The organism is Amycolatopsis sp. NBC_01488 (assembly GCF_036227105.1).
Classification (GTDB): Bacteria; Actinomycetota; Actinomycetes; order Mycobacteriales; family Pseudonocardiaceae; genus Amycolatopsis.
In genome coordinates, this window is record NZ_CP109434.1 from 9,096,699 (window position 1) to 9,119,744 (window position 23,046).

Sequence of the window (23,046 nt, forward strand, 5' to 3'; positions counted from 1 at the left end):
GAACCCCGAACGACCGCTGGAGAACACGATGACCAAGCCCACGAGGAAGTCCGCGCCGCACGTCGCCGACAGCCACGACCTGATCCGCGTCCACGGCGCGCGCGTGAACAACCTCAAGGACGTCAGCGTCGAGCTGCCGAAGCGGCGCCTGACGGTGTTCACCGGCGTCTCCGGCTCCGGCAAGAGCTCATTGGTGTTCAGCACGATCGCCGCCGAGTCGCAGCGGCTGATCAACGAGACCTACAGCACCTTCGTGCAGGGGTTCATGCCGACGCTGGCCCGCCCGGACGTCGACGTGCTGGACGGGATCACCACCGCGATCATCGTCGACCAGGAACGGATGGGCGCCAACGCGCACTCCACCGTCGGCACCGCGACCGACGCGAACGCGATGCTGCGCATCCTCTTCAGCCGGCTCGGGCAGCCGCACATCGGCTCGCCCCAGGCGTTTTCGTTCAACGTCGCCTCGATCAGCGGCGCGGGCGCGGTCACCATCGAGAAGGCCGGGCGGCAGATCAAGGAGCGCCGCAGCTTCAGCATCACCGGCGGCATGTGCCCGCGCTGCGAGGGCCGCGGCAAGGTCAACGACATCGACCTGACCGCGCTCTTCGACGAGAACAAGTCGCTCAACGAGGGCGCGATCACCATCCCGGGCTACAGCATGGAGGGCTGGTTCGGCCGCATCTTCCGCGGCTCCGGTCTCTTCGACCCGGACAAGCCGATCAAGAAGTTCACCAAGAAGCAGTTCAACGACCTGGTCTACAAGGAACCGACGAAGATCAAGGTCGAGGGCATCAACCTGACCTTCTCGGGGCTGGTCCCGGCGATCCAGAAGTCCATGCTGGCCAAGGACGTCGACTCGATGCAGCCGCACATCCGCGCGTTCGTCGAGCGAGCCGTCACGTTCACGACCTGCCCCGACTGCGACGGCACGCGGCTGTCCGCCGAGGCCCGGTCGTCGAAGATCGACGGGATCAGCATCGCCGACGCGTGCGCGATGCAGATCAGCGACCTCGCCGCGTGGGTGGGGAAGCTGGCCGAGCCGACGGTCGCGCCGCTGCTGGACGCGCTGAAGCACACGCTCGACTCGTTCGTCGAGATCGGGCTCGGCTACCTCTCGCTCGACCGTCCATCCGGGACGCTGTCGGGCGGGGAAGCCCAGCGCACCAAGATGATCCGCCACCTCGGGTCGTCGCTCACCGACGTCACCTACGTCTTCGACGAGCCGACGATCGGCCTGCACCCGCTCGACATCCGGCGCATGAACGACCTGCTGCTGCAGCTGCGGGACAAGGGCAACACGGTGCTGGTCGTCGAGCACAAGCCGGAGGCGATCGCGATCGCCGACCACGTCGTCGACCTCGGGCCGCGCGCCGGCTCCGAGGGCGGCGAGGTCGTGTTCGAGGGCACCGTGGCCGCGTTGCGCAAGAGCAAGACGCTCACCGGGCGGCACCTGGACGACCGCGCGTCGCTGAAGCCGTCGGTGCGGACGCCGTCGGGCTTCTTGGAGGTGCGCGGCGCTTCGACGCACAACCTGCAGGACGTCGACGTCGACGTCCCGCTCGGCGTGCTGGTCGTCGTGACCGGCGTGGCGGGCTCGGGCAAGAGCTCCCTGATCCACGGCTCGGTGTCCGGCGGCGAGGGCGTGGTGACGGTCGACCAGACCGGCATCCGCGGCTCGCGCCGGAGCAACCCGGCGACCTACACGGGCTTGCTGGAGCCGATCCGCAAGGCGTTCGCCAAGGCCAACGGCGTCAAGCCGGCGCTGTTCAGCGCGAACTCCGAAGGCGCGTGCCCGAACTGCAACGGCGCCGGGGTCGTCTACACCGACCTCGGCATCATGGCGGGCACCGCGACGCCCTGCGAGGTCTGCGAGGGCAAGCGGTTCAACGCCGAGGTGCTGGAGTACACCTTCGGCGGCCGGGACATCAGCGAGGTGCTCGGGATGTCGGTGGCCGAAGCGCTCGAGTTCTTCGCCGACGGCGACGCGGCGCTCCCGGCGGCACACAAGGTCCTGACGCACCTGACCGACGTCGGCCTCGGCTACCTGACGCTCGGCCAGCCCCTGACGACCCTGTCCGGCGGCGAGCGGCAGCGGATCAAGCTGGCGACGCACATGGCGGAGAAGGGCGGGGTGTACGTCCTCGACGAGCCGACGGCGGGCCTGCACCTGGCCGACGTCGAGCAGCTGCTGGGCCTGCTGGACCGGCTGGTCGAGGCGGGCAAGTCGGTGATCGTCATCGAGCACCACCAGGCGGTGATGGCCCACGCGGACTGGATCATCGACCTCGGCCCGGGCGCCGGCCACGACGGTGGCCGGGTCGTCTTCGAGGGCACCCCGGCTGACCTGGTGAAATCGCGGAAGACGCTGACCGGCGAGCACCTCGCGGAGTACGTCGGCTGATCCTCATACCAGATGCGGCGGTAGGGCGGGCCCCCGGAATGTGCCGGGGGCGCTCCGGGTTCCCGCGGTGACCCCTACCCGGAACACTCGGGCCGGTGACCACCACCGAGAACCCCGCTCTCACCGGCAGCGACTTCGCCCGGCTGAGCCACCGCATCTCCGCCGCCGGCCTGATGGCGCGCCGTCCCGGCTACTACACCGCCCGGTTCGCCGTCGTGGGCGGGTTGTTCGCCGCCGGGTGGGTCGCCTTCGCGCTGCTCGGGAACTCGTGGTGGCAGCTGGCCGTCGCCGCGTTCCAGGCCGTCATGTTCGCGCAGATCGCGCTGCTCTCGCACGACCTCGCGCACAAGCAGGTGTTCCGGCGCCGCCGGCCCACCGAGATCGCCGGGATGCTCGTCGGCAACCTCGGCATCGGGATGAGCTACGGCTGGTGGATGGACAAGCACACCCGCCACCACGCCAACCCGAACCACGAGGAGCTCGACCCCGACGTCGACCCGGACATCCTCGTGTGGTCGAAGGACCAGGCCCGGAACGCGAGCGGCGTCGCGAAGTTCATCGGGCGGTACCAGGCCTTCCTGTTCTTCCCGCTGCTGACGCTCGAAGGGCTCAACCTGCACGTTTCGGGGATCCGTGCGGTGCGCAAGCCGGGCCTGCGCCGCCGGGGTGTGGAGGCCGCGCTGCTCGCCACGCACGTCGTCGTCTACCTCACCGCGCTGTGCACGGTCCTCTCCCCCGGCATGGCGCTGCTGTTCTTCGCGGTCCACCAAGGACTCTGGGGTGTCTACATGGGATCGATCTTCGCGCCCAACCACAAGGGCATGCCGACGCTGACCGGGCAGCCGGAGCTCGACTTCCTCCGCAGGCAGGTGCTCACGTCGCGCAACGTCCGCGGCGGCCTCGTCACCGACGTCGCCCTCGGCGGCCTCAACTACCAGATCGAGCACCACCTGTTCCCGAGCATGCCGTCGCGGCACCTGCGGCTGGCCCAGCCGATCGTCGAGGGCTACTGCGCCGAGCTGGGCGTCCCCTACCTGCAGACGAGCCTGGTCGAGTCCTACCGGCAGGCCCTCACCCACCTGCACGAAGCTGGGGCGCCTCTCAGGAACCGTTCGTAGACTCGGGGCATGAGGAAGACTCGATTATGAGGAAGACGGTCGCGGCCCTGCGGGACCTGCCGGCGGCGTTCGGCGCGAAGGCCACCGGCGCGCGGGCCGAGCGGGTCCGCACCTCGCCGCAGTTCGACGGCAAGGTGTTCCGCAACGCCGCGCCCCGGCACCCGATGACCGCGGCGTCGATGCGGACGATCTTCCGCGAGATGTTCTTCGGCGAGCACCGCGAGCTGCGCAAGCCCGGCGGCCCGGTGCCGCTGGTCGCGTCGGCACCGGTCGAGTCGGCCGAGGGCCTGCACCTGACGTGGTACGGGCACGCGTCGACGCTGGTCGAGCTGGACGGCGCCCGTGTGCTGCTCGACCCGGTGTGGAGCGACCGGGTGTCGCCCGCGGCGTTCGCCGGCCCGCGGCGGCTGCACGAGCCGCCGGTGCCGTTGTCCGGGCTCGGCCGGATCGACGCGGTGGTGATCTCGCACGACCACTACGACCACCTGGACCTGGCGACGGTCCGCGCCCTGGTGTCTTCGACCGAAGCGCCTTTCCTCGTGCCGCTCGGGGTGGGCGCGCACCTGGAGCGCTGGCGCGTTCCGGCGGCGCGCATCATCGAGCTGGACTGGCACGAAGAGGCGACGGTCGCGGGCGTCCGGTTCGTCGCGACGCCGGCCCAGCACTTCTCCGGCCGCGGCATCACCAACGACGACACGCTGTGGACGTCGTGGGCGCTGCTGGGACCTTCGCACCGGGTGTTCTACAGCGGTGACACGGGGTATTTCGACGGTTTCGCGACGATCGGCCAGGAGCACGGCCCGTTCGACGCGGCGTTGATCCAGATCGGCGCGTACGCCCCGCATTGGCCGGACATCCACATGACCCCGGAGGAAGGCGTCGCGGCGGGCATCGACGTGCGCGCGAAGCTGCTGATCCCGGTCCACTGGGCGACGTTCCAGCTGGCGATGCACCCCTGGGGCGAGCCGGCGGACCGCGTGTGGCGCGAGGCGAAGGCGGCGGACCTGGCGCTGGCGATCCCCCGCCCGGGCGAGCGCATCGACGTGAGCGAGCCCCCGGCGGTCGACGGCTGGTGGCAGGCGCTGTGAAGCTGAAGCTCGACCTCCACGACATCTACAACCACGGCGGCGAGATCGACCGGGCGCTGCGCGCGATCATCGACGAAGCTGTCGCCAAGAAGGCGCCGCTCGTCGAGATCATCCCCGGGAAGGGGTCGGGCCAGCTGAAGAAGCACGTCCTGCGGTTCCTCGAGCGCAAGGACGTGAAGGCGCTCTACCACCGGGTGGAGAAGGACAAGGACAACTTCGGCCGGGTGTTCGTGCACTTCCGCTGGAAGTGATCAGCCGGGTGGCGGGACGGGCGCGCGGCCCCACGCCTCGCGGAACGCGCTGACGGTCAGCCAGGCGAGCCGGGCGTTGACGGAGAAGAGCTGGCGCACCGGGCTGAGCGTGTCGAACGACGCGTCCCCTTCGGTGCGGCCGCGGTCGAGATATCTGGTCCCGGGTCTCGCTGAACAGAGCTGCCCTGTCCTCGACGACCCCGTCGAGCACCAGCGCCCGGCTGTCGGCGAAGCCCTTCTCGGGCTTGAGCTTGCCGAGCTCCCGTTCGGCCACGGCGCGCAGCTCCGCGACGAGCCACTCGGGGTCCTCGCCATCCGGCTCCGCGCTGCGGGGGACGGGGGCAGCCGGTGGCGAAGCGGTCACGGAGCGGATGCCAGCGAACGAGAGCTGCCCGACCGGACAAACCGGCTTTTTCGCGCTCAGAACCGGCTGTCGTGGCGGGCTTCGGCCCACGCGCGGTCCCACGCTGCCGCGTGGAGGCGGCTCACCGCGAACCGGCCGATGCCGTACAGGCCGGCCAGCGAGCCCGTGATCGCCACCCACAGCAGGATCGCCGCGAAGACGCCGTCGGCCGCCGAGGTGGACGGCGAGAGCGGCTCGCTCGACAGCTCGCCGCGCTGGTCGAGCCACACCGGGACGTGCGTGCCCGCCGGGCTGCCCGCGTCGGCGAGGACGTCGCCGGTGTGGCGGGCGCCGCGCGCGTCGAACCAGGCGGCCTGGACCGTCGTCTGGTCGGCCGGGGCTCCCGCGCCGTCGGTGCTGTAGGACTGGCTGGGTGCCGCCGCGAGCGACACGGCCGTCGCCGGGTGGCGGGTCGTGCGTTCCTGCTCGGCCCGTGCGGTCTGCGCGGCGTAGGTGTCCGAGCCGAACGCGGCCGCGAACGGCAGGGCGAGCAGCGCGCCGGCGAACACCAGCACCAGCAGGGCCGCCTCGACGCGGTCGCCGAACCTGGTCAGCGGGTTGCGGCCGGGGTGCAACCGGCGCCGGAACCGGGCGATCCGTCCGCTGGGCCCACGCATGCGCGACTCACTCCTCCCCGGGAAACGTCATCTCCCCTCCAGTGTGCGCGCGGGACTCGGCTTTCTCTCGTCAATGGGATGCGGCCCACCTGTGAACCCGTGCACAACCACCCGGTCGCGTTACCGTGCCGATCCTTACCGATCGCCGACCACAGTGCGTGAGCGATCCGCGGTCCGCGCTCAGAGCCAATCGTCCGGACGCGGCCACGGCATCAGCGCCGACAACGCGTCCCGCGCCGGCTCGGTGACCGCGTAGCGGCCGCGGTGGAACAGCAACGGCCGGGCGTCCGACGGCGTGCCCAGCGCCGTCACGCGGCCGATCACCACGTAGTGGTCGCCCGCCTCGTGGACCGCTTCCAGCGCACAGTCGATCCAGGTCAAGGCGCCGTCGAGCAGGGGCGCACCGGAGGACGGCGCCGGGGTCCAGCCGACGCGGGCGAACTTGTCCTCGCCGCGGGCGCCGAACACCGCGCTGACCTCCTGCTGGTCCTCGGCCAGCACGTTGACCGCGAACCGGCCCGCCGCGGCCAGCACCGGCCACGTCCGCGACGTGCGAGCCGGGCAGAACAGCACCAACGGCGGGTCGAGGGACAGCGCGGCGAACGACTGGCAGGCGAAGCCGGCGAGCGTGTCGCCGTGCCGGCCGGTGACCACCGTGACGCCCGTGCAGAAGTGCCCGAGCACGCTGCGGAACCCGGCCTGGTCGACCACCACCGACGTCATGCGCCCGGGGGCCGCGCGCCGACCGAGAAGTCGTGGCCCCACAAGGAGACCGCGGTGCTCTCGCGGGCGATCCAGTTGTCGTCGTCGACTTGGCGGCCCTCGCAGCCGAACTCGACGTCGAAGCCGCCGGGGGTCTTCATGTAGAACGACAGCATCAGGTCGTTGACGTGCCGGCCGAGCGTGGCCGACATCGGCACCTTCCGGCGGATCGCGCGATCGAGGCACAGGCCGACGTCGTCGGTGTTCTCCACCTCGACCATCAGGTGCACGATCCCGCTCGGCGTCGGCATCGGCAGGAACGCCAGGCTGTGGTGCCGCGGGTTGCAGCCGAAGAACCGCAGCCACGCGGGCGGCCCGTCGGCGGGCCTGCCGAGCATCTGCGGCGGCAGGCGCATCGAGTCGCGCAGCCGGAAGCCGAGGACGTCGCGGTAGAACCGCAGCGACGCCTCATCATCCTTTGTGGACAGAACGACGTGGCCGAGGCCCTGCTCGCCGGTGACGAACGTGTGGCCGTACGGGCTCACGACGCGCCGGTGCTGCAGCGCGACGCCGTGGAACACCTCCTGGGTGTTGCCGGACGGGTCGTCGAAGCTGATCAGCTCGTCGACGCGCCGATCGGCCAGCTCCTCGGGCGTGCCCTCCTTGTAGGGCACGGAGGCACTGTCCAACCGCGACCGCAGCTCGGCGAGCTCACCGGCGTGAGCGACCTCCCAGCCGGTGACGGCCAGCCGGTCGGCCGCACCGGGCGAGATGACCAGCCGGGCCGGGAAGTCGTCCATGCGCAGGTACAGCGAGTCCGGATCGACGCCCTTGCCTTCGACCATGCCGAGCACCTTGAGCCCGTACTCGCGCCACGCCGCCATGTCGGTGGCTTCGATGCGGAGGTAGCCCAGTGACCGGATGCCCATCAGGAACTCCCGAGGAAGTCGAGGGCCAGCCGGTTGAACTCGTCGAACTTCTCCAGCTGGGCCCAGTGCCCGCAGCCGCCGAACACGTGCAGCTGCGCGCGCGGAATCGTCTTCAAAGCCACGAGCGCGCCGTCCAGGGGGTTGACGCGGTCCTCGCGGCCCCAGATCAGGAGCACGCGCTGGCGCAGGCGGTGGGCTTCGCGCCAGAGCATGCCTTCTTCGTAGGTTTCGGGGTGGGCGAACGACATCCCCATCGCGCGCATCGCGGCGAGCGACTCCGGGGTGTTCGCCGCGGCGAAGCGTTCGTCGACCAGCTCGTCGGTGATCAGCGCCTGGTCGTGGACCATGATGCGCAGGAAGGCTGCCATGCGCTCGCGGCTCGGCTTGGCGCCGAAGCGGCCCAGGTTCTTGACGCCCTCGGTGGGATCGGGCGCGAAGAGGTTGACGCTCAGCCCGCCCGGCCCCATCAGCACGAGCCGTCCGGCCCGCTTTCCGTGGTTGAGCGCCAGCCGGACCGCCGCTCCCCCGCCGAGCGAGTTGCCGACGAAGTGGGCGCGCTCGATGCCGAGGGCGTCCATCAGCCCGACGACGGCGTCCGCGCTGTGCCGGAAGTACTGCGGGTGCTCGGTCGGCTTGTCGGAACGCCCGAAGCCGGGCTGGTCGACGGCGATCGTCCGGTAGTGCTTGGCGAACTCCGGCAGGTTGCGCCCGAAGTTGCTCCACGCCGACGCGCCCGGCCCGCCGCCGTGCAGCAGGATGACCGTCTCGGCGTGTTCCGCACCGGCTTCGTGGTAGTGCAGCTTCAAGCTGCCTGCCTGGACGTACTTTCCCTCCGGAGCGGCCATCAGTACATCGCGTTCTCGACGGGCAGCCCGAAGGCGCCGGTGCCGAACATGACGTACGCGCGCTCGGCGTCGTTGGCCGCGTGGACGCGGCCCGCGTGCGCGTCGCGCCAGAAGCGCTGGATCGGCGTGCCGCGCTGGATCGCCCGCCCGCCGGAGTTCTCGAAGAGCCGGTCGATCGCGGCGATCGCGCGTTCCGTGCCGCGCACCTGGTCGCGCCGGACGCGCAGCCGCAGGTCCGTAGGCAGCCGCTCCTCGCGCTTGGCCAGTTCGTACAGTTCGTCGATGTTGCGCGTCAGCTGCAGCCACGCCGCGTCGATTTCGCTGGCCGCCTCGGCGATCCGGACCTTGGCGAACGGGTCCTCTTTGGACTGTTCACCGGCGTACGCGGCCCGCACGCGCTTGCGCTGGTGCTCGACGTGCGCGTCGTAGGCGCCCTGCGCCATCCCGATGATCGGCGCGGTGATGGTGCTGGGGTGCACCGAGCCATAGGGCAGCCGGTACAGCGGACCGGGGTTGACCGCCTGGCCCGGCACCTTGCACTTCGACGTCGCGATGAAGCTCAGCGCCCGGTGCTGCGGGATGAAGACGTCCTCGACGACGATGTCGTTCGAGCCGGTCCCGCGCAGGCCGACGGTGTCCCAGACGTCCACGATCGCGTAGTCCGCGATGGGCAGCAGGTACGTGCAGAAGTCGACCGGCTTCCCGTCCTTGAACGCGGGTCCGCCGAGCAGCACCCACGTGCAGTGATCGCAGCCGGAGGAGAAGCTCCACCGGCCGGACAGCCGGTAGCCGCCGTCGACGACCTCCGCCTTGCCCATCGGCGCGTACGACGAGGAGATCCGCACGTCTTCGTCCTCGCCCCAGACCTCCTGCTGGGCCTGCGCGTCGAACAGCGCCACGTGCCACGGGTGGACGCCGAGGATGGAGGCGACCCAGCCGGTGGACCCGCACGCGCTCGCGATCAGCTTGACCGCGGTGTAGAAGCTCACCGGGTCCGTTTCGAGCCCGCCGAACGGCTTCGGCTGCAGCATCTTGAAGAACCCGGTCTCCTGCAGGGCCTTGACGGACTCTTCGGGGATGCTTCGCGCGTCCTCGGTGTCCTGGGCCCGTTCCCGCAGGACCGGCAGGAGGTCCCGGACCCCGGCGATCACCTGCTCGCTCATGCGCAGTCCTCTCTCGCGTCTCTTCCCAGAGACTAGAACACGTTCTCGTTTTTGTCGAGAACGCCCTGCGCCAGAGCACTGTTGATCCCTGCCCTGCGGCCGGAAAACACGCAGTCGGCCAGGGACAACCCGCTCACGTACGACCTGGAACAGATTCCCACCGCGGTGCGCCCGGCCGCGTACAGCCCGGCGATCGGCTCCCCCGCCGCGTTCCGCACCGCGCCGGTGTCCTCGTCGACGACCAGACCGCCGAGGGTGAGCATCGGCGTGGGATAGCCCAGGTTGGGGCGCACCGAGATGTCGATGAGGGAGAACGGCGGGTTGTCCAGCCGCCGCGCGAACTCGGCGGGCTTGCCCATCGGGTCGTGGACGCCGTGATAGGCCTCGACGCTCGCGCGCAGGCCCTGCGCGTCGACCCCCGCCTTGCGCGCCACCTCCTCGACCGTCGCGCCGGTGACCCGGCCGCGGCGCAGCAGGTACCGCAGCTGGAGCCATTGGAACCACTGGCTTTGCGCACGGCCGTCCTGCCGGGCCTCCGCCACGATCGGCGCGTCGACGAGCAGCCAGCCCGTGCTCCCGTGCTGCTCGATGAGCTTTTCGCCGACGGCCGCGCCGTAGCGGGACTCGTCGATGACCCGGCGGCCGTCGGCGTCGACGATGATGCCGCTGAGGAACGCGCTGGGCGGCGTGACGAACCGCCACGCCGAGATCCGGCCCAGCTCCCCGGTTGCGGCCCCGGCTTCGACGCCGAGCCGGATGCCCGAGCCGTCGTCGGCGGACGTGCCGAGCGCGAGCCCGCCGCGGTAGGCCGGCGCGTGCTCGCGCACCATTTCCCGGTTCGCGATGAACCCGCCCGCGGCGAGCACGACCCCGCGCCGGGCGGTGATCCGCAGCTCACGGCCGTGCTGACGTTCGAGACGTTCGACACGCCGGTGCAGCGACTTCCGCAGCGAGGGTACGTAGATCCCGGGTTTCGCGGCGTACTGCCCGAGCCGCCGGTGCCGGGCCCGCACCCCGGCGGGCGCGTCCCGCAGCGTGTCGGCGACGAGCCCGGTGACGCGGCCGTCGTCCTGGAGCAGGCTGCGAGCGTGTGTCTGGGTGAGCACCCGGATGCCGCGCTTCGCGACGGCCTCCTTGAGGCGTGTCATCAGCGTCTTCCCGGAGGTCCCGGGACCTTTGACGCGATGGCCGCGCGGCGCGGGCTTGGCCGCGTCGCGGAAGCCGCCCGCGGCTTCGCTGCCGGAGTAGTAGAGGTAGTGCCGGTCGCTCGGGTACGACGTCTTGTACGGGCAGAGGCTGCCTTCGAACGGCACGCCGTTGCCCTCCAGCCAGGTGATCATCTCGCGGCTGCCTTCGCAGAAGCGCCGCAGGGTTTCTTCCGAGACGACGTCCCCGGCTTCGAGCCGCAGGTAGGCGTACATCGCGTCGACGGAGTCGTCGACGCCCGCGTCGAGTTGCTGGGTGGTCCCGCCGCCCGCGTAGACCACACCCCCGCTGACCGCGCTCGCGCCGCCGCCGGCGAACCGTTCGACGATGATGACGTCGGCGCCCGCGTCGGCCGCTTCGAGGGCGGCGCAGGCGCCGGCCGCTCCGAACCCCACGATCACCACGTCCGCGACGAGTTCGTTCATGGTCGTCACCCTAGAACTGAAACACGTTCTCGTCTATGGTGACGGAAGCGGCTCCCAACTGGATGCTCATTTTGTGGAACACGTTACAGGTCGCGGACCAAGTGAGGTGGCATGACGGAGCAGTTCGACGTCGTCGTCGTCGGCAGCGGCGCCGCCGGGATGACCGCCGCGCTGGCCGCCGCGAAGGCCGGTCTGAGCGTCGTCGTCCTGGAGAAGGCGGCCTGCTTCGGCGGCTCGACCGCGCGCTCCGGTGGCGGGGTCTGGCTGCCGGGCAACCACGCGCTGCGCGCCGCCGGGATCGACGAACCGCCCGAGCGGGCGCGCGAGTACCTGGCCTCGATCGTCGGCGACGTCGTCCCGGCCGTCCGGCGCGACACGTTCCTCGACCACGGCCCCGAGGTGCTGAAGTTCGTCTGCGACCACACGCCGCTGAAATTCCGGTGGGTCCGCGACTACAGCGACTACCACCCCGAAGCCCCCGGCGGGCGGCCCGGCGGCCGCTCGGTCGAGCCGATGGCCTTCGACGGCAAGCTGCTCGGCGCCGAACTGGCCCACCTCGAACCGCCGTACAGCGCTCCCCCGCTCGGCGTGCCGATCACCCAGGCCGACTACCGCTGGCTGAGCCTCCTCGCGCGGCACCCGCGCGGCGCGGTCCGGATGCTGTCCCTGGGGGTCCAGTGGCTGGTCGGGCGCGTACGCGGCCAGCGGCTGCTGAGCATGGGGCAAGCGCTTGCGGCGGGGTTGCGGGTGGGCCTGACCAGGGCGGGCGTCGACGTCCGGCTGAACACGCCGCTGGTCGATCTGCAGGTCGAAGGGGACCGCGTCACCGGCGTCGTCACCGCGGACGGAGTCGTCGGGGCCCGGCGGGGCGTGATCCTCGCCAGCGGCGGCTTCGAGCAGAACCTGGAGATGCGCGAGAAGTACCAGCGCGCGCCGATCGGCACCGACTGGACCGTCGGCGCGGCCGCCAACACCGGCGACGGCATCACCGCCGGCCTCAAGCTCGGCGCGGCCCTCGACCTGATGGACGACGCCTGGTGGGGGCCGTCGCTGCCGCTCACCGGCGGGCCGTGGTTCGCGCTGGCCGAGCGGTCGCGGCCGCGCTGCATCATGGTCGACGCCCGAGGCGAGCGGTTCGTCAACGAGTCGGCGCCCTACGTCGAGGCCGTGCACGCGATGTACGGCGACGGCGACGGGCCGGGCGAGCACATCCCGACCTGGCTCGTGTTCGACCAGCGCTACAAGGACCGGTACATGTTCACCGGCGTCGGGCCGCGACAGCCGCTGCCGGGGCGCTGGTTCAAGGCCGGGATCGCGGTGAAGTCGGGCTCCTTGGCCGGGCTGGCCGCGAAGATGGACGTCCCGCCGGAGGGCCTGGAAGCGACGGTCGAGCGCTTCAACGGCTTCGCACGCAAGGGCGTCGACGAAGACTTCCAGCGCGGCGTCAGCAAGTACGACCACTACTACGGCGACCCGCGCAACAAGCCCAACCCCAGCCTCGGCCCCCTGGACAAAGCGCCGTACTACGCGGTGAAGATCGTGCCGGGCGACCTGGGGACCAAGGGCGGCCTGCGCACCGACGAGCAGGCACGGGTCCTGCGTGAGGACGGCTCGGTCGTACCGGGCCTCTACGCCGCGGGCAACGTCAGCGCGGCCGTGATGGGCCGGACGTACGCCGGGCCGGGCGCGACCATCGGGCCCGCCATGGTGTTCGGCTACCTTGCGGCCACGCGGCTGGCGCACGAAGATCAAGGGACCACGGGAGGCGAGCGATGACGCAGGAGTCCGTACGCACCATCTACGCCGGTGAGCCGCCGACCCGGTTCGCGCGCGGCTGGCACTGCCTCGGCCTGGCCGAGCGGTTCCGCGACGGGAAGCCGCACGCGGTGACGGCGTTCGGCACGAAGCTCGTCGTGTTCGCCGACTCGAAGGGCGGCTTGAACGTCCTCGACGGCTACTGCCGGCACATGGGCGGCGACCTCACCCAGGGCAGCGTCAAGGGCGACGAGGTCGCGTGCCCGTTCCACGACTGGCGCTGGAACGGCAAGGGCAAGTGCGTCTCGATCCCCTACGCCAAGCGGGTTCCGCTGCGCGCGCGGACCCGGTCGTGGACGGCGGTGGAGCAGAACGGCCAGCTGATGGTCTGGCACGACCCGGAAGGCAACCCGCCGGCCGACGAGCTGGCGATCCCGCACATCGAGGCGGCCGACAGTCCCGAGTGGAGCAACTGGACCTGGGACTCGCTCTTCATCGACGGCTCCAACTGCCGGGAGATCATCGACAACGTCGTCGACATGGCCCACTTCTTCTACATCCACTACGCCTACCCGACGTATTTCAAGAACGTCTTCGAAGGCCACATCGCGACGCAGTACCTCAACACCAAGGGCCGCCCGGACATGGGCATGGCCTCCAACTACGGCGGTGAAGACAACCTGCTGCGGTCGGAGGCGTCGTACTTCGGGCCGTCCTATATGATCAACAAGCTGGTGAACTCGTTCCAGGGCTACGAGATCGAGAGCGTGCTCATCAACTGCCACTACCCCGTGACGCCGACGTCGTTCGTGCTGCAGTACGGCATGAAGGTCAAGAAGCAGCACGGGCTCACGGACGAGCACGCGGACAAGATCGCGGCGAAGCTGGCCAAGGGCATCGGCGCGGGATTCCTGCAGGACGTCGAGATCTGGAAGCACAAGACGCAGATCGACAACCCGCTGCTGTGCGAAGAGGACGGTCCGGTCTACCAGCTTCGCCGGTGGTACCAGCAGTTCTACGTCGACGCCGCCGACGTCACCGAGGACATGACCCGGCGCTTCGAGTTCGAAGTGGACACTTCGAAGGCGAACGAGGCCTGGGCGGCGGAGGTGGCGGAAAACCTGGCCCGCCAGAAGACCGAGGCGGAAGTGTGACGACCGAGCAGACCGAGTTCCTGTCGGGCGGGCTGCGGCCGCACGAGTGCCGCAGCTGCGGGACGTGCGTGCTGGTGAAGAAGAACAGCATCCAGCACACGAGCATCCAGTGGACCTCGCGGCCCGCCGACAGCTGCCCGGTCTTCGCCGACGCCGACGGCCCGTCCGCCTTGCTCGACACGTGCCCGAAGCTGTCCGACAGCATCTCCGACGCCGTGCGCGAAGGCACCCTGGCGGTGGCCGATGGCTGAGCGGATCTACACGCTGACGGTCGCCGACGTCGTCGTCGAGACGCCGGACGCGCGGTCGGTGGTCTTCGAGATCCCGCCCGAGCACGCTGACGCGTTCCGGTATTCCGCCGGGCAGTTCCTGACTTTGCGGATCCCCAGCGAGCAGACCGGTTCGGTGGCGCGGTGCTACTCGCTCTCGAGCGCGCCGCACGAGAACCGCGTGCAGGTGACGGTCAAGCGGACCGACGGCGGGTACGGCTCGGGCTGGGTGTGCTCGTCTTTGAAGCCCGGGATGCAGGTCGACGTGCTCGCGCCGGCGGGCGTGTTCTGCCCGACGTCGGTGGACGAGGACTTCCTCCTGTTCGCCGGCGGCAGCGGCATCACGCCGGTGATGGCGATCCTCAAGACGGCACTGGAGCAGGGCTCCGGGCGGGTCGTGCTGGTCTACGCGAACCGGGACGAGAACTCGGTGATCTTCGCGGGCGAACTGGCGTCACTGGCGAAGCGGCACGGCGATCGCCTGGTCGTCGTGCACTGGCTGGAGAGCGTCCAGGGCCTCCCGGACGTCTCGCAGCTGCGCGGGCTGGCTTCGGCGTACCCGTCCCACGAGGCATTCCTCTGCGGTCCGGCGCCGTTCATGGCCGCCGTGCGCGAGGCGCTCGGGCAGCTCGGGGTGCCGCGGGACCGGGTGCACGTCGAGAAGTTCACGTCACTGACCGGCAACCCGTTCGAAGACGCCCCCGCCGAGGAGGCACCGGAATCGGACGAAGCGCCCGCGTCGCTGACGGTGTCGCTGGACGGCGACACGCGGTCGATGGCCTGGCCGCGGCAGCGGAAGCTGCTCGACCACCTGCTGGACGCGGGCCTGGACGCGCCGTACTCGTGCCGCGAGGGACAATGCAGTGCGTGCGCGTGCCGGGTCGTCTCGGGTGAGGTGAAGATGCTGCACAACGAGGTGCTCGACGCCGAGGACATCGCGGACGGCATCGTGCTGGCCTGCCAGTCGCTGCCGGTCACCGACGACGTCTCGATCAGCTACGAGTAGGAGTTCCCGCGTGCCCATCGACCCCGCGGTCGCCATCGGTGCCGAGATCGGCGAAGTGAGCTTCGCCTGGACGTCGTCGGACGTGCTGCTCTACCACCTGGCGCTCGGCGCGGGCCCGGACGAGCTGCGCTACACCTACGAGCAGGACCTGGTGGTGCTGCCGACGTTCGCGACGGTCGCGGCCAACCTGCGCGTGTTCGACCCGCCGGCGGTGTCGTTCCCCGGCGTCGAGATCGACCTGGCGAAGGTGCTGCACGGCAAGCAGGAGATCACCCTGCACCGGCCGATCCCGGCGTCGGGCAAGGCGGTGGCGAGGTCGCGGATCGCCGACGTGTACGACAAGGGCAAGGCCGCGGTGGTGATCCAGGAAGTCGTGGTCACGTCGTCGTCCGGCGATCCACTGTGGACGGCCCGGTCGGGCATCTTCGCCCGCGGTGAAGGCGGGTTCGGCGGCTCGCGGGGACCGTCGGACAAGATCGAGTGGCCTTCGCGTGCACCGGACTTCGTCTTCGAGGCGCCGACGCTGCCCCAGCAGGCGTTGCTGTACCGGCTGTGCGGCGACCGGAACCCGTTGCACGCCGATCCGGCGTTCGCCGCGGCGGCCGGGTTCCCGAAGCCCATCCTGCACGGGCTGTGCACGTACGGGATCGTCGCACGGGTGCTGGTGAACGAGTTCCTGGACGGCGACCCGGCGCGGGTGGCGTCGTTCGCGACGAAGTTCGCCGGGGTGGTGTTCCCGGGCGAGACGCTGCGGATCCGGGTGTGGCGCTCGGCCGATCGGCTGCTCGTGACGACGTCGGCGGTGGAGCGCGACGACGCCCCGGTGCTGGCGGACACGGTGCTGGTGTCCACTTCGTGAGCGTCCCGGCGGTCGCCCGCTAACGTGGAGGGGTGACTCCTGGAGGACTGATGCCGGAATACTTCGTGGTGCGGGGAACGGTCGAATCGGGCGACAAGCGCGGCCGTGAGCTGGGCTTTCCCACGGCCAACATCGCCCTGCGCGACCAGGACGGCTCCGTGGGCGACGGCGTCTGGGCGGGCTGGGTCCGCCGCGCCGACGGCACGCACGTCCCGGCCGCGATCTCGGTCGGCCGCCGCCCGACGTACTACGGCGCGGACGGCTACCGCCTGCTGGAAGCCCACCTGCTGGACTTCAGCGGTGACCTCTACGACGAGACGCTGGTGGTGTGGCTCGGGTCCCACCTGCGCGACCAGGAGAAGTACTCCTCGGCGGAGGACCTGATCACGGCGTTGAAGAACGACATCGCGACGGCGGCCCAGTGGACGGCGGCGCACCCGGCCGCTTCGCTCCCGCCCGCCGAGGAGAGCCCCCTGGGCGAGGTCCGCCGAGTCCGGGCCTGAGCCGTACACCCGCCGAGCCGGGTGGTCTGCCGCGGCTGGTCGTGAGTGAGAAACAGGGTTAGAACACTGTTTCTCACTCACGACCGGCATGGCGTCAGAGAGCCGAGGCCAGGAGCAGGTAGCCCATCCCCGCCCCCATCACGGCCCGGCAGACCGCGCGCGAGGCCTGACCCGACCCGGCCGGCACCGACACCGACGGCCCGCGCACCACCAGGATCCCCGTCCACGCCGCGTCCACCACGAAGTACCCCGCCGCCGCCACCGCCACCAAGGGCAGCGCCACCCGCGAGTCCATTGTGGACATCGTCAGCCACGGTCCGTGCACCATGCCCGCGTGCGGCATCGCCGTGACCATGTAGCACATCGCCGCCGCCGACAGGGCGTGGTGGGCGCAGCCCGCCCGGCCCCGCCACCAGGCCACCGCGAACCAGCCCGTCGTCAGCACCAGCACCGCCTGCCAGCCCGCCGCCGGGATGGGGCCGCCGACCGGGGAGACCATCGCCACCATCGCGACCACCAGCAGCAACTCGGCCAGATCGCCGTGGCGAACCGGCGATCCCAGCCGCCGGTAGTCGAGGCGGACCAGCCGCAGCACGCACGGCAGCGCCAGCGCCGCGAACACCGCCGTGAGCGCCCAGTCGACCACCATCGCCAGTCGGCCTCACTCTCCGTCGTGGGTGGTGTCTCCACCGTGACACCCACGACGGCCGCGCACCAGCCGTCAATGAGGTGACTCCGTCAGTCACCCGTCAGGATGAGTCCGCTGGTCGGCACGCCCGTCCCGGCCGTGACCAGCACCCGGGACGCGCCGCCGACCTGGTTGACCGCCGTGCCGCGGATCTGCCGGACGCCCTCCGCGATGCCGTTCATGCCGTGGATGTACGCCTCGCCGAGCTGACCGCCGTGCGGGTTCAACGGCAGCGCGCCGTCGAGCTCCAGCGCGCCGTCGGCGATGAAGTCCTTCGCCTCGCCGCGGCCGCAGAAGCCCAGCTCCTCCAGCTGCATCAGGACGTACGGCGTGAAGTGGTCGTACAGCACCGCGACGTCCACATCGGACGGCCCCAGCCCGGACTGCCCCCACAGCTGCCGCCCGACGACGCCCATCTCCGGCAGCGCGGCCAAGTCGTCGCGGTAGTAGCTGGTCATCACGTACTGGTCCGGCCCGCTCCCCTGCGCCGCCGCGGCGATCACCGCCGGCGGCCGGGCGAGGTCACGGGCGCGGGAGACGCTCGTGACGACCAGCGCCACGCCGCCGTCGCTTTCCTGGCAGCAGTCGAGCAGGTGCAGCGGCTCGGCCACCCAGCGCGACGACTGGTGCTCCGCCAGGGTGATCGGCCGCTCGTGGAACCACGCGTTCGGGTTGGTCGCCGCGTGCTTGCGGTCGATCACCGCGACCCGGCCGAAGTCCTCGCTCGTCGCGCCGTAGTCGTGGAGGTAGCGCTGCGCGACCATGGCCACCGTCGCCGCCGGGGTCGCGATGCCCATCGGGTAGTGGAACGCGTTGTCGACGCCGGACGAGTTGACCTGCCCGGCCGCGGCCGAGGACACCTGGCCGAAGCGCATGCCCGAACGCTCGTTGAAGGCCCGGTAGGCGACGACGACGTCCGCGACGCCGGTCGCCACCGCCATCGCGGCCTGCTGGACGGTCGCCGCCGCCGCGCCGCCGCCGTAGTGGATGCGGCTGAAGAACTTCAGTTCGGGGATCCCCAGTTCCCGCGCCACCGCGATCTCCGCGTTGCCGTCCATGGTGAACGACACGAGTCCGTCCACATCGGACGGTTTCAGGCCCGCGTCGGCCAACGCGTGCGAGATGCATTCGGCCGCCAGCCGCAGTTCGCTGCGGCCGGAGTCCTTCGAGAACTCCGTCGCGCCGATCCCGGCGATGGCCGCCTGGCCCGAGAGCGTCACGGCAGCGTCACCTCCACGGTCCCGGCGACGTGCTCGCCGAGACTGTCCACTCCGGACACGGATACGACGACGTCCGGCCCGTCGCGCGAGACCACGCGGCCGGTGAACGTCAGCGTGTCGTAGGCGTAGCAGGGCACGCCGAGCCGGATCTTGATCGACCGGATCAGCGCCTCCGGCCCGGCCCACGCCGACACGAACCGCTGCACCAGGCCGGTGTCGGTGAGGATGTTGAGGAAGATGTCCTTCGAGCCGCGCGCCACCGCCGAGTCGCGGTCGTGGTGCACGTCCTGGAAGTCGCGGGTCGCCAGTGCCGTGCTGACGACGAACGTCGGCGTCGCCTCGATCGTCAGCGGCGGCAGCTCGGTCCCTTCGGTGACGGTCATCGGGCCACCTTCCACGCGGGCAGCGTCAGGTCGTCGTCGACGCGGACGAACGCCGCGACCACGGGGAGTCCGATGTGGACTTCCTCGGGGGCGGCGTCCAGCAGCTCGGCCAGCACGCGAACTCCTTCTTCCAGCTCCACGAGCGCCACGACGAACGGCAGGTCCTTGCCGGGCACCGACGGGTGGTGGTGCACGACGTACGAGAAGACCGTCCCCCGGCCGCTCGCGACGACGTAGTCCGGTTTCGTGTCCAGCGCACCGTCGGGCGGCATCGGCCCGGGCGGGTGCCGGAGAGTCTCGCCCCACCGCTGGATGCGCAGCTCCCCTTCGCGAAGGCCGTCCCAGAAGAACTCCGTGTCGCGGCTGATCACCGGCCGCAGCACCGGCGCCGGCGGCGGCTTCGGAGCCGGTGGCCGGAACTTGAGGACGCGGAACATCATCTCCGCGACCGCTTCGCCGCCGACGTACCAGGTCATCCGCGTCGTGACGAACCAGCCCTCGCCGAGCGCCGTCCGCTTCGGGCCGACGACGCTCTCGAGCCGGGTCCGCGCTTCGACCTGTTCGCCGGGGCGCAGGTAGCGGTGGTAGGTCTGCTCGGAGTTGGTCGCGACGACCGAGGTGAACCCGGCTTCGTCGAGCAGTTCCATCATCAGGCCGAGCGGGTCGTCGGTCCCGCGGGGGACGTTCAGCCCGCCCATCGTCCACACCTGGGCCATCGCGGGCGGCGCGACCAGTCCCTTGTGGACACTCTTCGCGGCGAACTCCGGATCGGTGTAGACCGGGTTGTCGTCCCCGATCGCCTCGACCCAGTTGTTCACCATCGCCTGGTTCACCGGGTCTCGCGCCAGGCGCGGCGCGCATTCCCCGCGCGCGGCGATCTCCGCGGCCGTTTCTTCGATCGTCATCGCGGCACCCTCGGCAGGCCCAGGCCGATCGAAGCGATCAGCTCCCGTTGGATTTCGCTGACGCCGCCGCCGAACGTCAGCACGATGTTGCGTTTCGCGGCGACGTCCAGCCATTCCGCCAGCTCGGCGGTGTCCGGATCGGCCAGGTCGCCGTGGCGCCCGACCAGCTCTTCGAGGTTGCGGCCGATCCGCTGGATGACCTCGGAGCTGAACACCTTGGTCGCCGACGCGTCCGCGACGGCCACCGGCGCGCTCGCCGAGGAGACCGCGACCTGCCAGTTCAGCAGCTCGTTCACCCGCGTCACCGCCAGGGCGTCGGCCAGCACGGCCCGGACGTCGGCGAGGTCGAGCAGGCCGTGGGCGCCGGCCCAGGCGCGGACGCGGTCGTACAGCCCGCCGATCCGCCCGGCCGGGCCGAGCATGACGCGCTCGTGGTTGAGCTGCGTCGTGATCAGCCGCCAGCCCGCGTTCTCCTGGCCCACCAAGCGGTTCACCGGCACGCGAACGTCCGAATAGTACGTCGCGTTGACGTGGTGGGCGCCGTCGCAGGTGATGATCGGCGTCCACGAGTAGCCGGGGTCGCTCGTGTCCATGATGAGGATCGAGATGCCCTGGTGCCGCGGCGCGTCCGGCGCGGTCCGCACGGCGAGCCAGACGTAGTCCGCGTCGTGGCCGCCGGTGGTGAAGATCTTCTGGCCGTTGACGACGTACTCGTCGCCGTCGCGCACCGCGGTCGTCCGCAGCGCCGCGAGGTCGGTGCCCGCTTCCGGCTCGGTGTAGCCGATCGCGAAGTGGATCTCCCCCGCCAGGATCTTCGGCAGGAAGAAGGCCTTCTGCTCGTCCGTGCCGAACTGCTGCAGGGTCGGCCCGACCGTCTGCAGCGTCACCGACGGCAGCTGCACGTCGGCGCGCGCGGCCTCGTCGACGAACAGGTGCTGCTCGATGCCGCCGAAGCCCTGCCCGCCGTACTCGACCGGCCAGCCGACGCCGAGCCGGCCGTCGCGGCCCATCCGGCGGACGATCTCGCGGAACACCGGCCCGTGCCGCTCGCGCAGCATCGCCTGGCGTTCCTCCGGACTGATCAGCCCCGCGAAGTACTCGCGCAGTTCGGCGCGCAGGTCTTTCTGCGCCGCGGTCAGTTCGACGTGCATCCGCTCACCCCGCCACTCGTTCGCCGAGCCTGCCCAGCCGGTGCGCGGCGCCGCCGAGCGCCCGGCCGAGGTCCTTCACCGCCGACGAATACCGGTGCAGCGGATAGGTTTCGTCGACGCCGACGCCGCCGTGCAGGTGGTGGCAGGTCGCGAGCGCCTTCGGGGCCTCTTCGGCCAGCCAGTAGGCGGCGATGTCCAGTTCGGCGTCCGCGTCCAGGCCGGACGCGAGGCGCCACACCGCGGACGTCACGGCCAGGTGCACGGTCCGCGCGGCGACGTAGACGTCGGCGATCTGGCCCGCCACCGCCTGGAACGTCGCGAGTGGACGGCCGAACTGGGTGCGTTCGCCCACGTGCTTGACCGTGAGGGTCAAGGCCCCGGCCAGCAGGCCGTCGCCGAGCGCGAGGGCCCCGGCCAGCGCCAACCGGTGCAGCGCCGCGACGGCGCCCCGGTCGAACAGGAGGTCGGCTTCCTCGACGGCGACGTCCGCCAGCCGCACGGTGTACTCCGGGGTGCCGGCCGAGGTCGGCGTCCGGACGAGCGTGACGCCGTCGGCGTGCGGGTCGACGAGGTAGACGGCGGTGCCGTGCGGAGTGGACACCGGCGTCAGGATCCGGCCGGCTTCGCTCGCGTACGGGACCGCGGTCTTCACGCCGGCGAGCAGCCATTTCCCGTCGCGCGCCCGCGCGGTGGTCGCGGGTTCGGCGACGAGCGGGGCGGAGGGTTCGTGCAGGGCCGCGGTGAGCAGCGCCTCCCCCGCGGCGACCGGCGGGAGCAACTCCGCGCGCTGCTGCGGCGTGCCCAGTGTCTCGACCGGCAGCACACCCAGCGCCAGGGCGGCGTAGGCGGGAACCGGCGCGGCGACCCGGCCGACCTCGGTCAGCACCTGGGCGACTTCCGCGATGCCGAGGCCGTCGCCCTCCAGGTCGGGGGGCAGCGCGAGAGCCAGCAAGCCCGACGAGGCCAGCGCGCGCCACGGATCGTCCTCCGCACCGAGCACTTTCGCGGCGAGGGCGGCGATCTCCGTCTGCGTATCGTCAAGGGTGAAGTCCACGCCCGTCCTCCGGATCGGCGCAATACTGAAACCTGTTCTAGTCTTAACCGGAAAGCCCCGGTACGGCAACCCCCGCGGAGGAGCGGCATGGCGGTGACCGACCCGCGCGGCGCGCGGCGCCGCCGCCGCCGGATCACCGTGCCGCCGACCGCGGGCGTGCCCGACCCGGTCCCCCTCGACCTGCCGGGACGCGGTCGGACCGTGGTCACCGACGTCGGCCCGCGGGACGCGCCCGCGCTCGTCCTGCTGCATTCGGTCGCCTGCACGGGCTTGCTGACCTGGTACCCGGCGCTCGACCGGCTGGCGCGCGACCACCGCGTCGTCGTGTTCGACCAGCGGTGGCACGGCCGGGGCATCCGGTCGCCGGAGTTCCGGCTGGCCGACTGCGCCGGCGACGTCACCGCGGTGGCGGACGCGCTCGGCATCGCCCGGTTCGCGCTCGCCGGGTACTCGATGGGCGGCATGGTCGCCCAGCTCGTCACCCACGCCGAACCAGAACGTGTTACCGGACTGGTGCTGTGCTCGACGGCGAGCAACTTCCGGCGCGGGCTGCGCCAGCGGGTCGCGCTCGACGTGTTCGACCGGACGTTGCGGCAGCTGCGCGAGCGCGTGAAGCTGCCGGCCGTGCCCGCCGCCGTCCCGCGCGAGCGCGTCGAGGACTACCGCTGGGGCCTGCGGGAGTTCCGGTCGACCACGCCGTGGGAGATCGCGAACGCCGTCGACGAGATCGGCCGGTTCGATTCGACGCCGTGGCTGCCCACGCTGCGGCTGCCCACGGCCGTCGTCGTGACCGCCCGGGACCGGTTCATCGCCCCCGACCACCAGCGATCGCTGGCCCGCCGGATCCCCGGCGCGACCACCTACGAGGTCGCGGCCGGGCACGCCGCCTGCGTGCTCGCCGCCGACCGCTGGGTGCCCGCCCTGCTCGCCGCCGTCCATTCCCTCTGA

Annotated in this window: 23 protein-coding genes; 11 read left to right on the forward strand and 12 right to left on the reverse strand. The window is 71.2% G+C overall.

What is annotated here, in order from left to right; translation table 11 throughout:
• Positions 1-28 precede the first annotated feature (28 nt).
• The 4 genes from OG738_RS42690 (at position 29) to OG738_RS42705 (ending at position 4,861) form a co-directional block, all read left to right on the forward strand.
• Entirely contained in the window at positions 29-2,404 is a 2,376-nt protein-coding gene (locus OG738_RS42690) for an excinuclease ABC subunit UvrA (RefSeq protein WP_329049653.1), read from the forward strand.
• 95 nt (positions 2,405-2,499) lie between these two features.
• Positions 2,500-3,522: a fatty acid desaturase family protein gene (locus OG738_RS42695; protein WP_329049654.1), complete on the forward strand. Its 1,023-nt coding sequence runs from the start codon at positions 2,500-2,502 to the stop codon at positions 3,520-3,522.
• A 26-nt stretch (positions 3,523-3,548) separates the two neighbouring features.
• Entirely contained in the window at positions 3,549-4,610 is a 1,062-nt protein-coding gene (locus OG738_RS42700) for an MBL fold metallo-hydrolase (RefSeq protein WP_329049656.1), read from the forward strand.
• The gene (locus tag OG738_RS42705) at positions 4,607-4,861 is read left to right on the forward strand and encodes a Smr/MutS family protein (protein WP_329049658.1); all 255 of its coding nucleotides are present in this window, start codon (positions 4,607-4,609) and stop codon (positions 4,859-4,861) included. The genes OG738_RS42700 and OG738_RS42705 overlap by 4 nt, the downstream gene beginning before the upstream one ends.
• A 420-nt stretch (positions 4,862-5,281) precedes the next feature.
• On the opposite strand, the gene OG738_RS42710 is transcribed toward OG738_RS42705, so the two are convergent.
• The 6 genes from OG738_RS42710 to OG738_RS42735 all read right to left on the reverse strand — a co-directional run bounded on the left by OG738_RS42710 (position 5,282) and on the right by OG738_RS42735 (position 11,151).
• Positions 5,282-5,881 carry an Rv1733c family protein gene (locus OG738_RS42710; RefSeq protein ID WP_329049659.1) on the reverse strand — a complete coding sequence of 200 codons (600 nt, stop codon included), beginning with the start codon at positions 5,879-5,881 and terminating at the stop codon, positions 5,282-5,284.
• A 180-nt stretch (positions 5,882-6,061) separates the two neighbouring features.
• On the reverse strand, positions 6,062-6,604 hold the full coding sequence (gene hsaB, locus OG738_RS42715) for a 3-hydroxy-9,10-secoandrosta-1,3,5(10)-triene-9,17-dione monooxygenase reductase subunit (protein ID WP_329049661.1): 543 nt from the start codon (positions 6,602-6,604) through the stop codon (positions 6,062-6,064).
• Complete coding sequence (hsaC, locus tag OG738_RS42720; protein ID WP_329049663.1) at positions 6,601-7,512, reverse strand: iron-dependent extradiol dioxygenase HsaC; 912 nt, start codon at positions 7,510-7,512, stop codon at positions 6,601-6,603. Before hsaC ends, hsaB begins: the two co-directional genes overlap by 4 nt.
• Entirely contained in the window at positions 7,512-8,357 is an 846-nt protein-coding gene (gene hsaD, locus OG738_RS42725; protein WP_329049665.1) for a 4,5:9,10-diseco-3-hydroxy-5,9,17-trioxoandrosta-1(10),2-diene-4-oate hydrolase, read from the reverse strand. The genes hsaC and hsaD overlap by 1 nt, the downstream gene beginning before the upstream one ends.
• Complete coding sequence (gene hsaA / locus OG738_RS42730) at positions 8,357-9,520, reverse strand: 3-hydroxy-9,10-secoandrosta-1,3,5(10)-triene-9,17-dione monooxygenase oxygenase subunit (RefSeq protein ID WP_329049666.1); 1,164 nt, start codon at positions 9,518-9,520, stop codon at positions 8,357-8,359. Before hsaA ends, hsaD begins: the two co-directional genes overlap by 1 nt.
• A 32-nt stretch (positions 9,521-9,552) precedes the next feature.
• On the reverse strand, positions 9,553-11,151 hold the full coding sequence (locus OG738_RS42735; RefSeq protein ID WP_329049668.1) for an FAD-binding protein: 1,599 nt from the start codon (positions 11,149-11,151) through the stop codon (positions 9,553-9,555).
• A gap of 111 nt (positions 11,152-11,262) precedes the next feature.
• Here OG738_RS42735 and kstD point away from each other — a divergent pair, with 111 nt between their 5' ends.
• Genes kstD through OG738_RS42765 form a run of 6 tightly spaced genes read left to right on the forward strand, consistent with a single transcriptional unit; the run spans position 11,263 to position 16,697 of the window.
• Positions 11,263-12,927: a 3-oxosteroid 1-dehydrogenase gene (kstD, locus tag OG738_RS42740; RefSeq protein ID WP_329049669.1), complete on the forward strand. Its 1,665-nt coding sequence runs from the start codon at positions 11,263-11,265 to the stop codon at positions 12,925-12,927.
• Positions 12,924-14,060, forward strand: coding sequence for a Rieske 2Fe-2S domain-containing protein (locus OG738_RS42745; RefSeq protein WP_329049671.1), 1,137 nt, complete (start codon positions 12,924-12,926; stop codon positions 14,058-14,060). The genes kstD and OG738_RS42745 overlap by 4 nt, the downstream gene beginning before the upstream one ends.
• Positions 14,057-14,311 (forward strand): hypothetical protein, encoded by a 255-nt coding sequence (locus tag OG738_RS42750; RefSeq protein WP_329049673.1) that lies wholly within the window; start codon positions 14,057-14,059, stop codon positions 14,309-14,311. Before OG738_RS42745 ends, OG738_RS42750 begins: the two co-directional genes overlap by 4 nt.
• Positions 14,304-15,335, forward strand: a complete 1,032-nt coding sequence (locus tag OG738_RS42755; protein ID WP_329049675.1) for a ferredoxin--NADP reductase — start codon at positions 14,304-14,306, stop codon at positions 15,333-15,335. The genes OG738_RS42750 and OG738_RS42755 overlap by 8 nt, the downstream gene beginning before the upstream one ends.
• 10 nt (positions 15,336-15,345) lie before the next feature.
• Positions 15,346-16,194, forward strand: coding sequence for a MaoC/PaaZ C-terminal domain-containing protein (locus tag OG738_RS42760; RefSeq protein WP_329049677.1), 849 nt, complete (start codon positions 15,346-15,348; stop codon positions 16,192-16,194).
• Between the two features lie 50 nt (positions 16,195-16,244).
• On the forward strand, positions 16,245-16,697 hold the full coding sequence (locus OG738_RS42765) for a riboflavin kinase (RefSeq protein ID WP_329049679.1): 453 nt from the start codon (positions 16,245-16,247) through the stop codon (positions 16,695-16,697).
• Positions 16,698-16,791: 94 nt separating this feature from the next.
• On the opposite strand, the gene OG738_RS42770 is transcribed toward OG738_RS42765, so the two are convergent.
• The 6 genes from OG738_RS42770 to OG738_RS42795 form a co-directional block, all read right to left on the reverse strand.
• Positions 16,792-17,346, reverse strand: coding sequence for a DUF5134 domain-containing protein (locus OG738_RS42770; protein ID WP_329049682.1), 555 nt, complete (start codon positions 17,344-17,346; stop codon positions 16,792-16,794).
• 89 nt (positions 17,347-17,435) lie between these two features.
• Positions 17,436-18,605, reverse strand: coding sequence for a lipid-transfer protein (locus tag OG738_RS42775; RefSeq protein ID WP_329049683.1), 1,170 nt, complete (start codon positions 18,603-18,605; stop codon positions 17,436-17,438).
• Positions 18,602-18,988, reverse strand: coding sequence for a MaoC family dehydratase (locus OG738_RS42780; protein ID WP_329049684.1), 387 nt, complete (start codon positions 18,986-18,988; stop codon positions 18,602-18,604). The genes OG738_RS42775 and OG738_RS42780 overlap by 4 nt, the downstream gene beginning before the upstream one ends.
• Complete coding sequence (locus OG738_RS42785) at positions 18,985-19,893, reverse strand: bifunctional MaoC family dehydratase N-terminal/OB-fold nucleic acid binding domain-containing protein (RefSeq protein ID WP_329049685.1); 909 nt, start codon at positions 19,891-19,893, stop codon at positions 18,985-18,987. Before OG738_RS42785 ends, OG738_RS42780 begins: the two co-directional genes overlap by 4 nt.
• Positions 19,890-21,044, reverse strand: coding sequence for an acyl-CoA dehydrogenase family protein (locus tag OG738_RS42790; protein WP_329049687.1), 1,155 nt, complete (start codon positions 21,042-21,044; stop codon positions 19,890-19,892). Before OG738_RS42790 ends, OG738_RS42785 begins: the two co-directional genes overlap by 4 nt.
• Before the next feature lie 4 nt (positions 21,045-21,048).
• Positions 21,049-22,098, reverse strand: coding sequence for an acyl-CoA dehydrogenase family protein (locus OG738_RS42795; protein ID WP_329049688.1), 1,050 nt, complete (start codon positions 22,096-22,098; stop codon positions 21,049-21,051).
• A gap of 87 nt (positions 22,099-22,185) precedes the next feature.
• Here OG738_RS42795 and OG738_RS42800 point away from each other — a divergent pair, with 87 nt between their 5' ends.
• On the forward strand, positions 22,186-23,046 hold the full coding sequence (locus OG738_RS42800; protein WP_329049689.1) for an alpha/beta fold hydrolase: 861 nt from the start codon (positions 22,186-22,188) through the stop codon (positions 23,044-23,046).

What these genes read in the sequence shown, in the direction of transcription:
- OG738_RS42710 (WP_329049659.1), bottom strand. Translation starts at nt 5,881, where the DNA reads ATGCGTGGGCCCAGCGGACGGATCGCCCGGTTCCGGCGCCGGTTGCAC.
- hsaD (WP_329049665.1), bottom strand. Translation starts at nt 8,357, where the DNA reads ATGGCCGCTCCGGAGGGAAAGTACGTCCAGGCAGGCAGCTTGAAGCTG.
- OG738_RS42785 (WP_329049685.1), bottom strand. Translation starts at nt 19,893, where the DNA reads ATGACGATCGAAGAAACGGCCGCGGAGATCGCCGCGCGCGGGGAATGC.
- hsaA (WP_329049666.1), bottom strand. Translation starts at nt 9,520, where the DNA reads ATGAGCGAGCAGGTGATCGCCGGGGTCCGGGACCTCCTGCCGGTCCTG.
- OG738_RS42765 (WP_329049679.1), top strand. Translation starts at nt 16,245, where the DNA reads ATGCCGGAATACTTCGTGGTGCGGGGAACGGTCGAATCGGGCGACAAG.
- OG738_RS42780 (WP_329049684.1), bottom strand. Translation starts at nt 18,988, where the DNA reads ATGACCGTCACCGAAGGGACCGAGCTGCCGCCGCTGACGATCGAGGCG.
- OG738_RS42690 (WP_329049653.1), top strand. Translation starts at nt 29, where the DNA reads ATGACCAAGCCCACGAGGAAGTCCGCGCCGCACGTCGCCGACAGCCAC.
- OG738_RS42700 (WP_329049656.1), top strand. Translation starts at nt 3,549, where the DNA reads ATGAGGAAGACGGTCGCGGCCCTGCGGGACCTGCCGGCGGCGTTCGGC.
- OG738_RS42790 (WP_329049687.1), bottom strand. Translation starts at nt 21,044, where the DNA reads ATGCACGTCGAACTGACCGCGGCGCAGAAAGACCTGCGCGCCGAACTG.
- OG738_RS42735 (WP_329049668.1), bottom strand. Translation starts at nt 11,151, where the DNA reads ATGAACGAACTCGTCGCGGACGTGGTGATCGTGGGGTTCGGAGCGGCC.
- kstD (WP_329049669.1), top strand. Translation starts at nt 11,263, where the DNA reads ATGACGGAGCAGTTCGACGTCGTCGTCGTCGGCAGCGGCGCCGCCGGG.
- hsaB (WP_329049661.1), bottom strand. Translation starts at nt 6,604, where the DNA reads ATGACGTCGGTGGTGGTCGACCAGGCCGGGTTCCGCAGCGTGCTCGGG.
- OG738_RS42800 (WP_329049689.1), top strand. Translation starts at nt 22,186, where the DNA reads ATGGCGGTGACCGACCCGCGCGGCGCGCGGCGCCGCCGCCGCCGGATC.
- OG738_RS42755 (WP_329049675.1), top strand. Translation starts at nt 14,304, where the DNA reads ATGGCTGAGCGGATCTACACGCTGACGGTCGCCGACGTCGTCGTCGAG.
- OG738_RS42745 (WP_329049671.1), top strand. Translation starts at nt 12,924, where the DNA reads ATGACGCAGGAGTCCGTACGCACCATCTACGCCGGTGAGCCGCCGACC.
- hsaC (WP_329049663.1), bottom strand. Translation starts at nt 7,512, where the DNA reads ATGGGCATCCGGTCACTGGGCTACCTCCGCATCGAAGCCACCGACATG.
- OG738_RS42770 (WP_329049682.1), bottom strand. Translation starts at nt 17,346, where the DNA reads ATGGTGGTCGACTGGGCGCTCACGGCGGTGTTCGCGGCGCTGGCGCTG.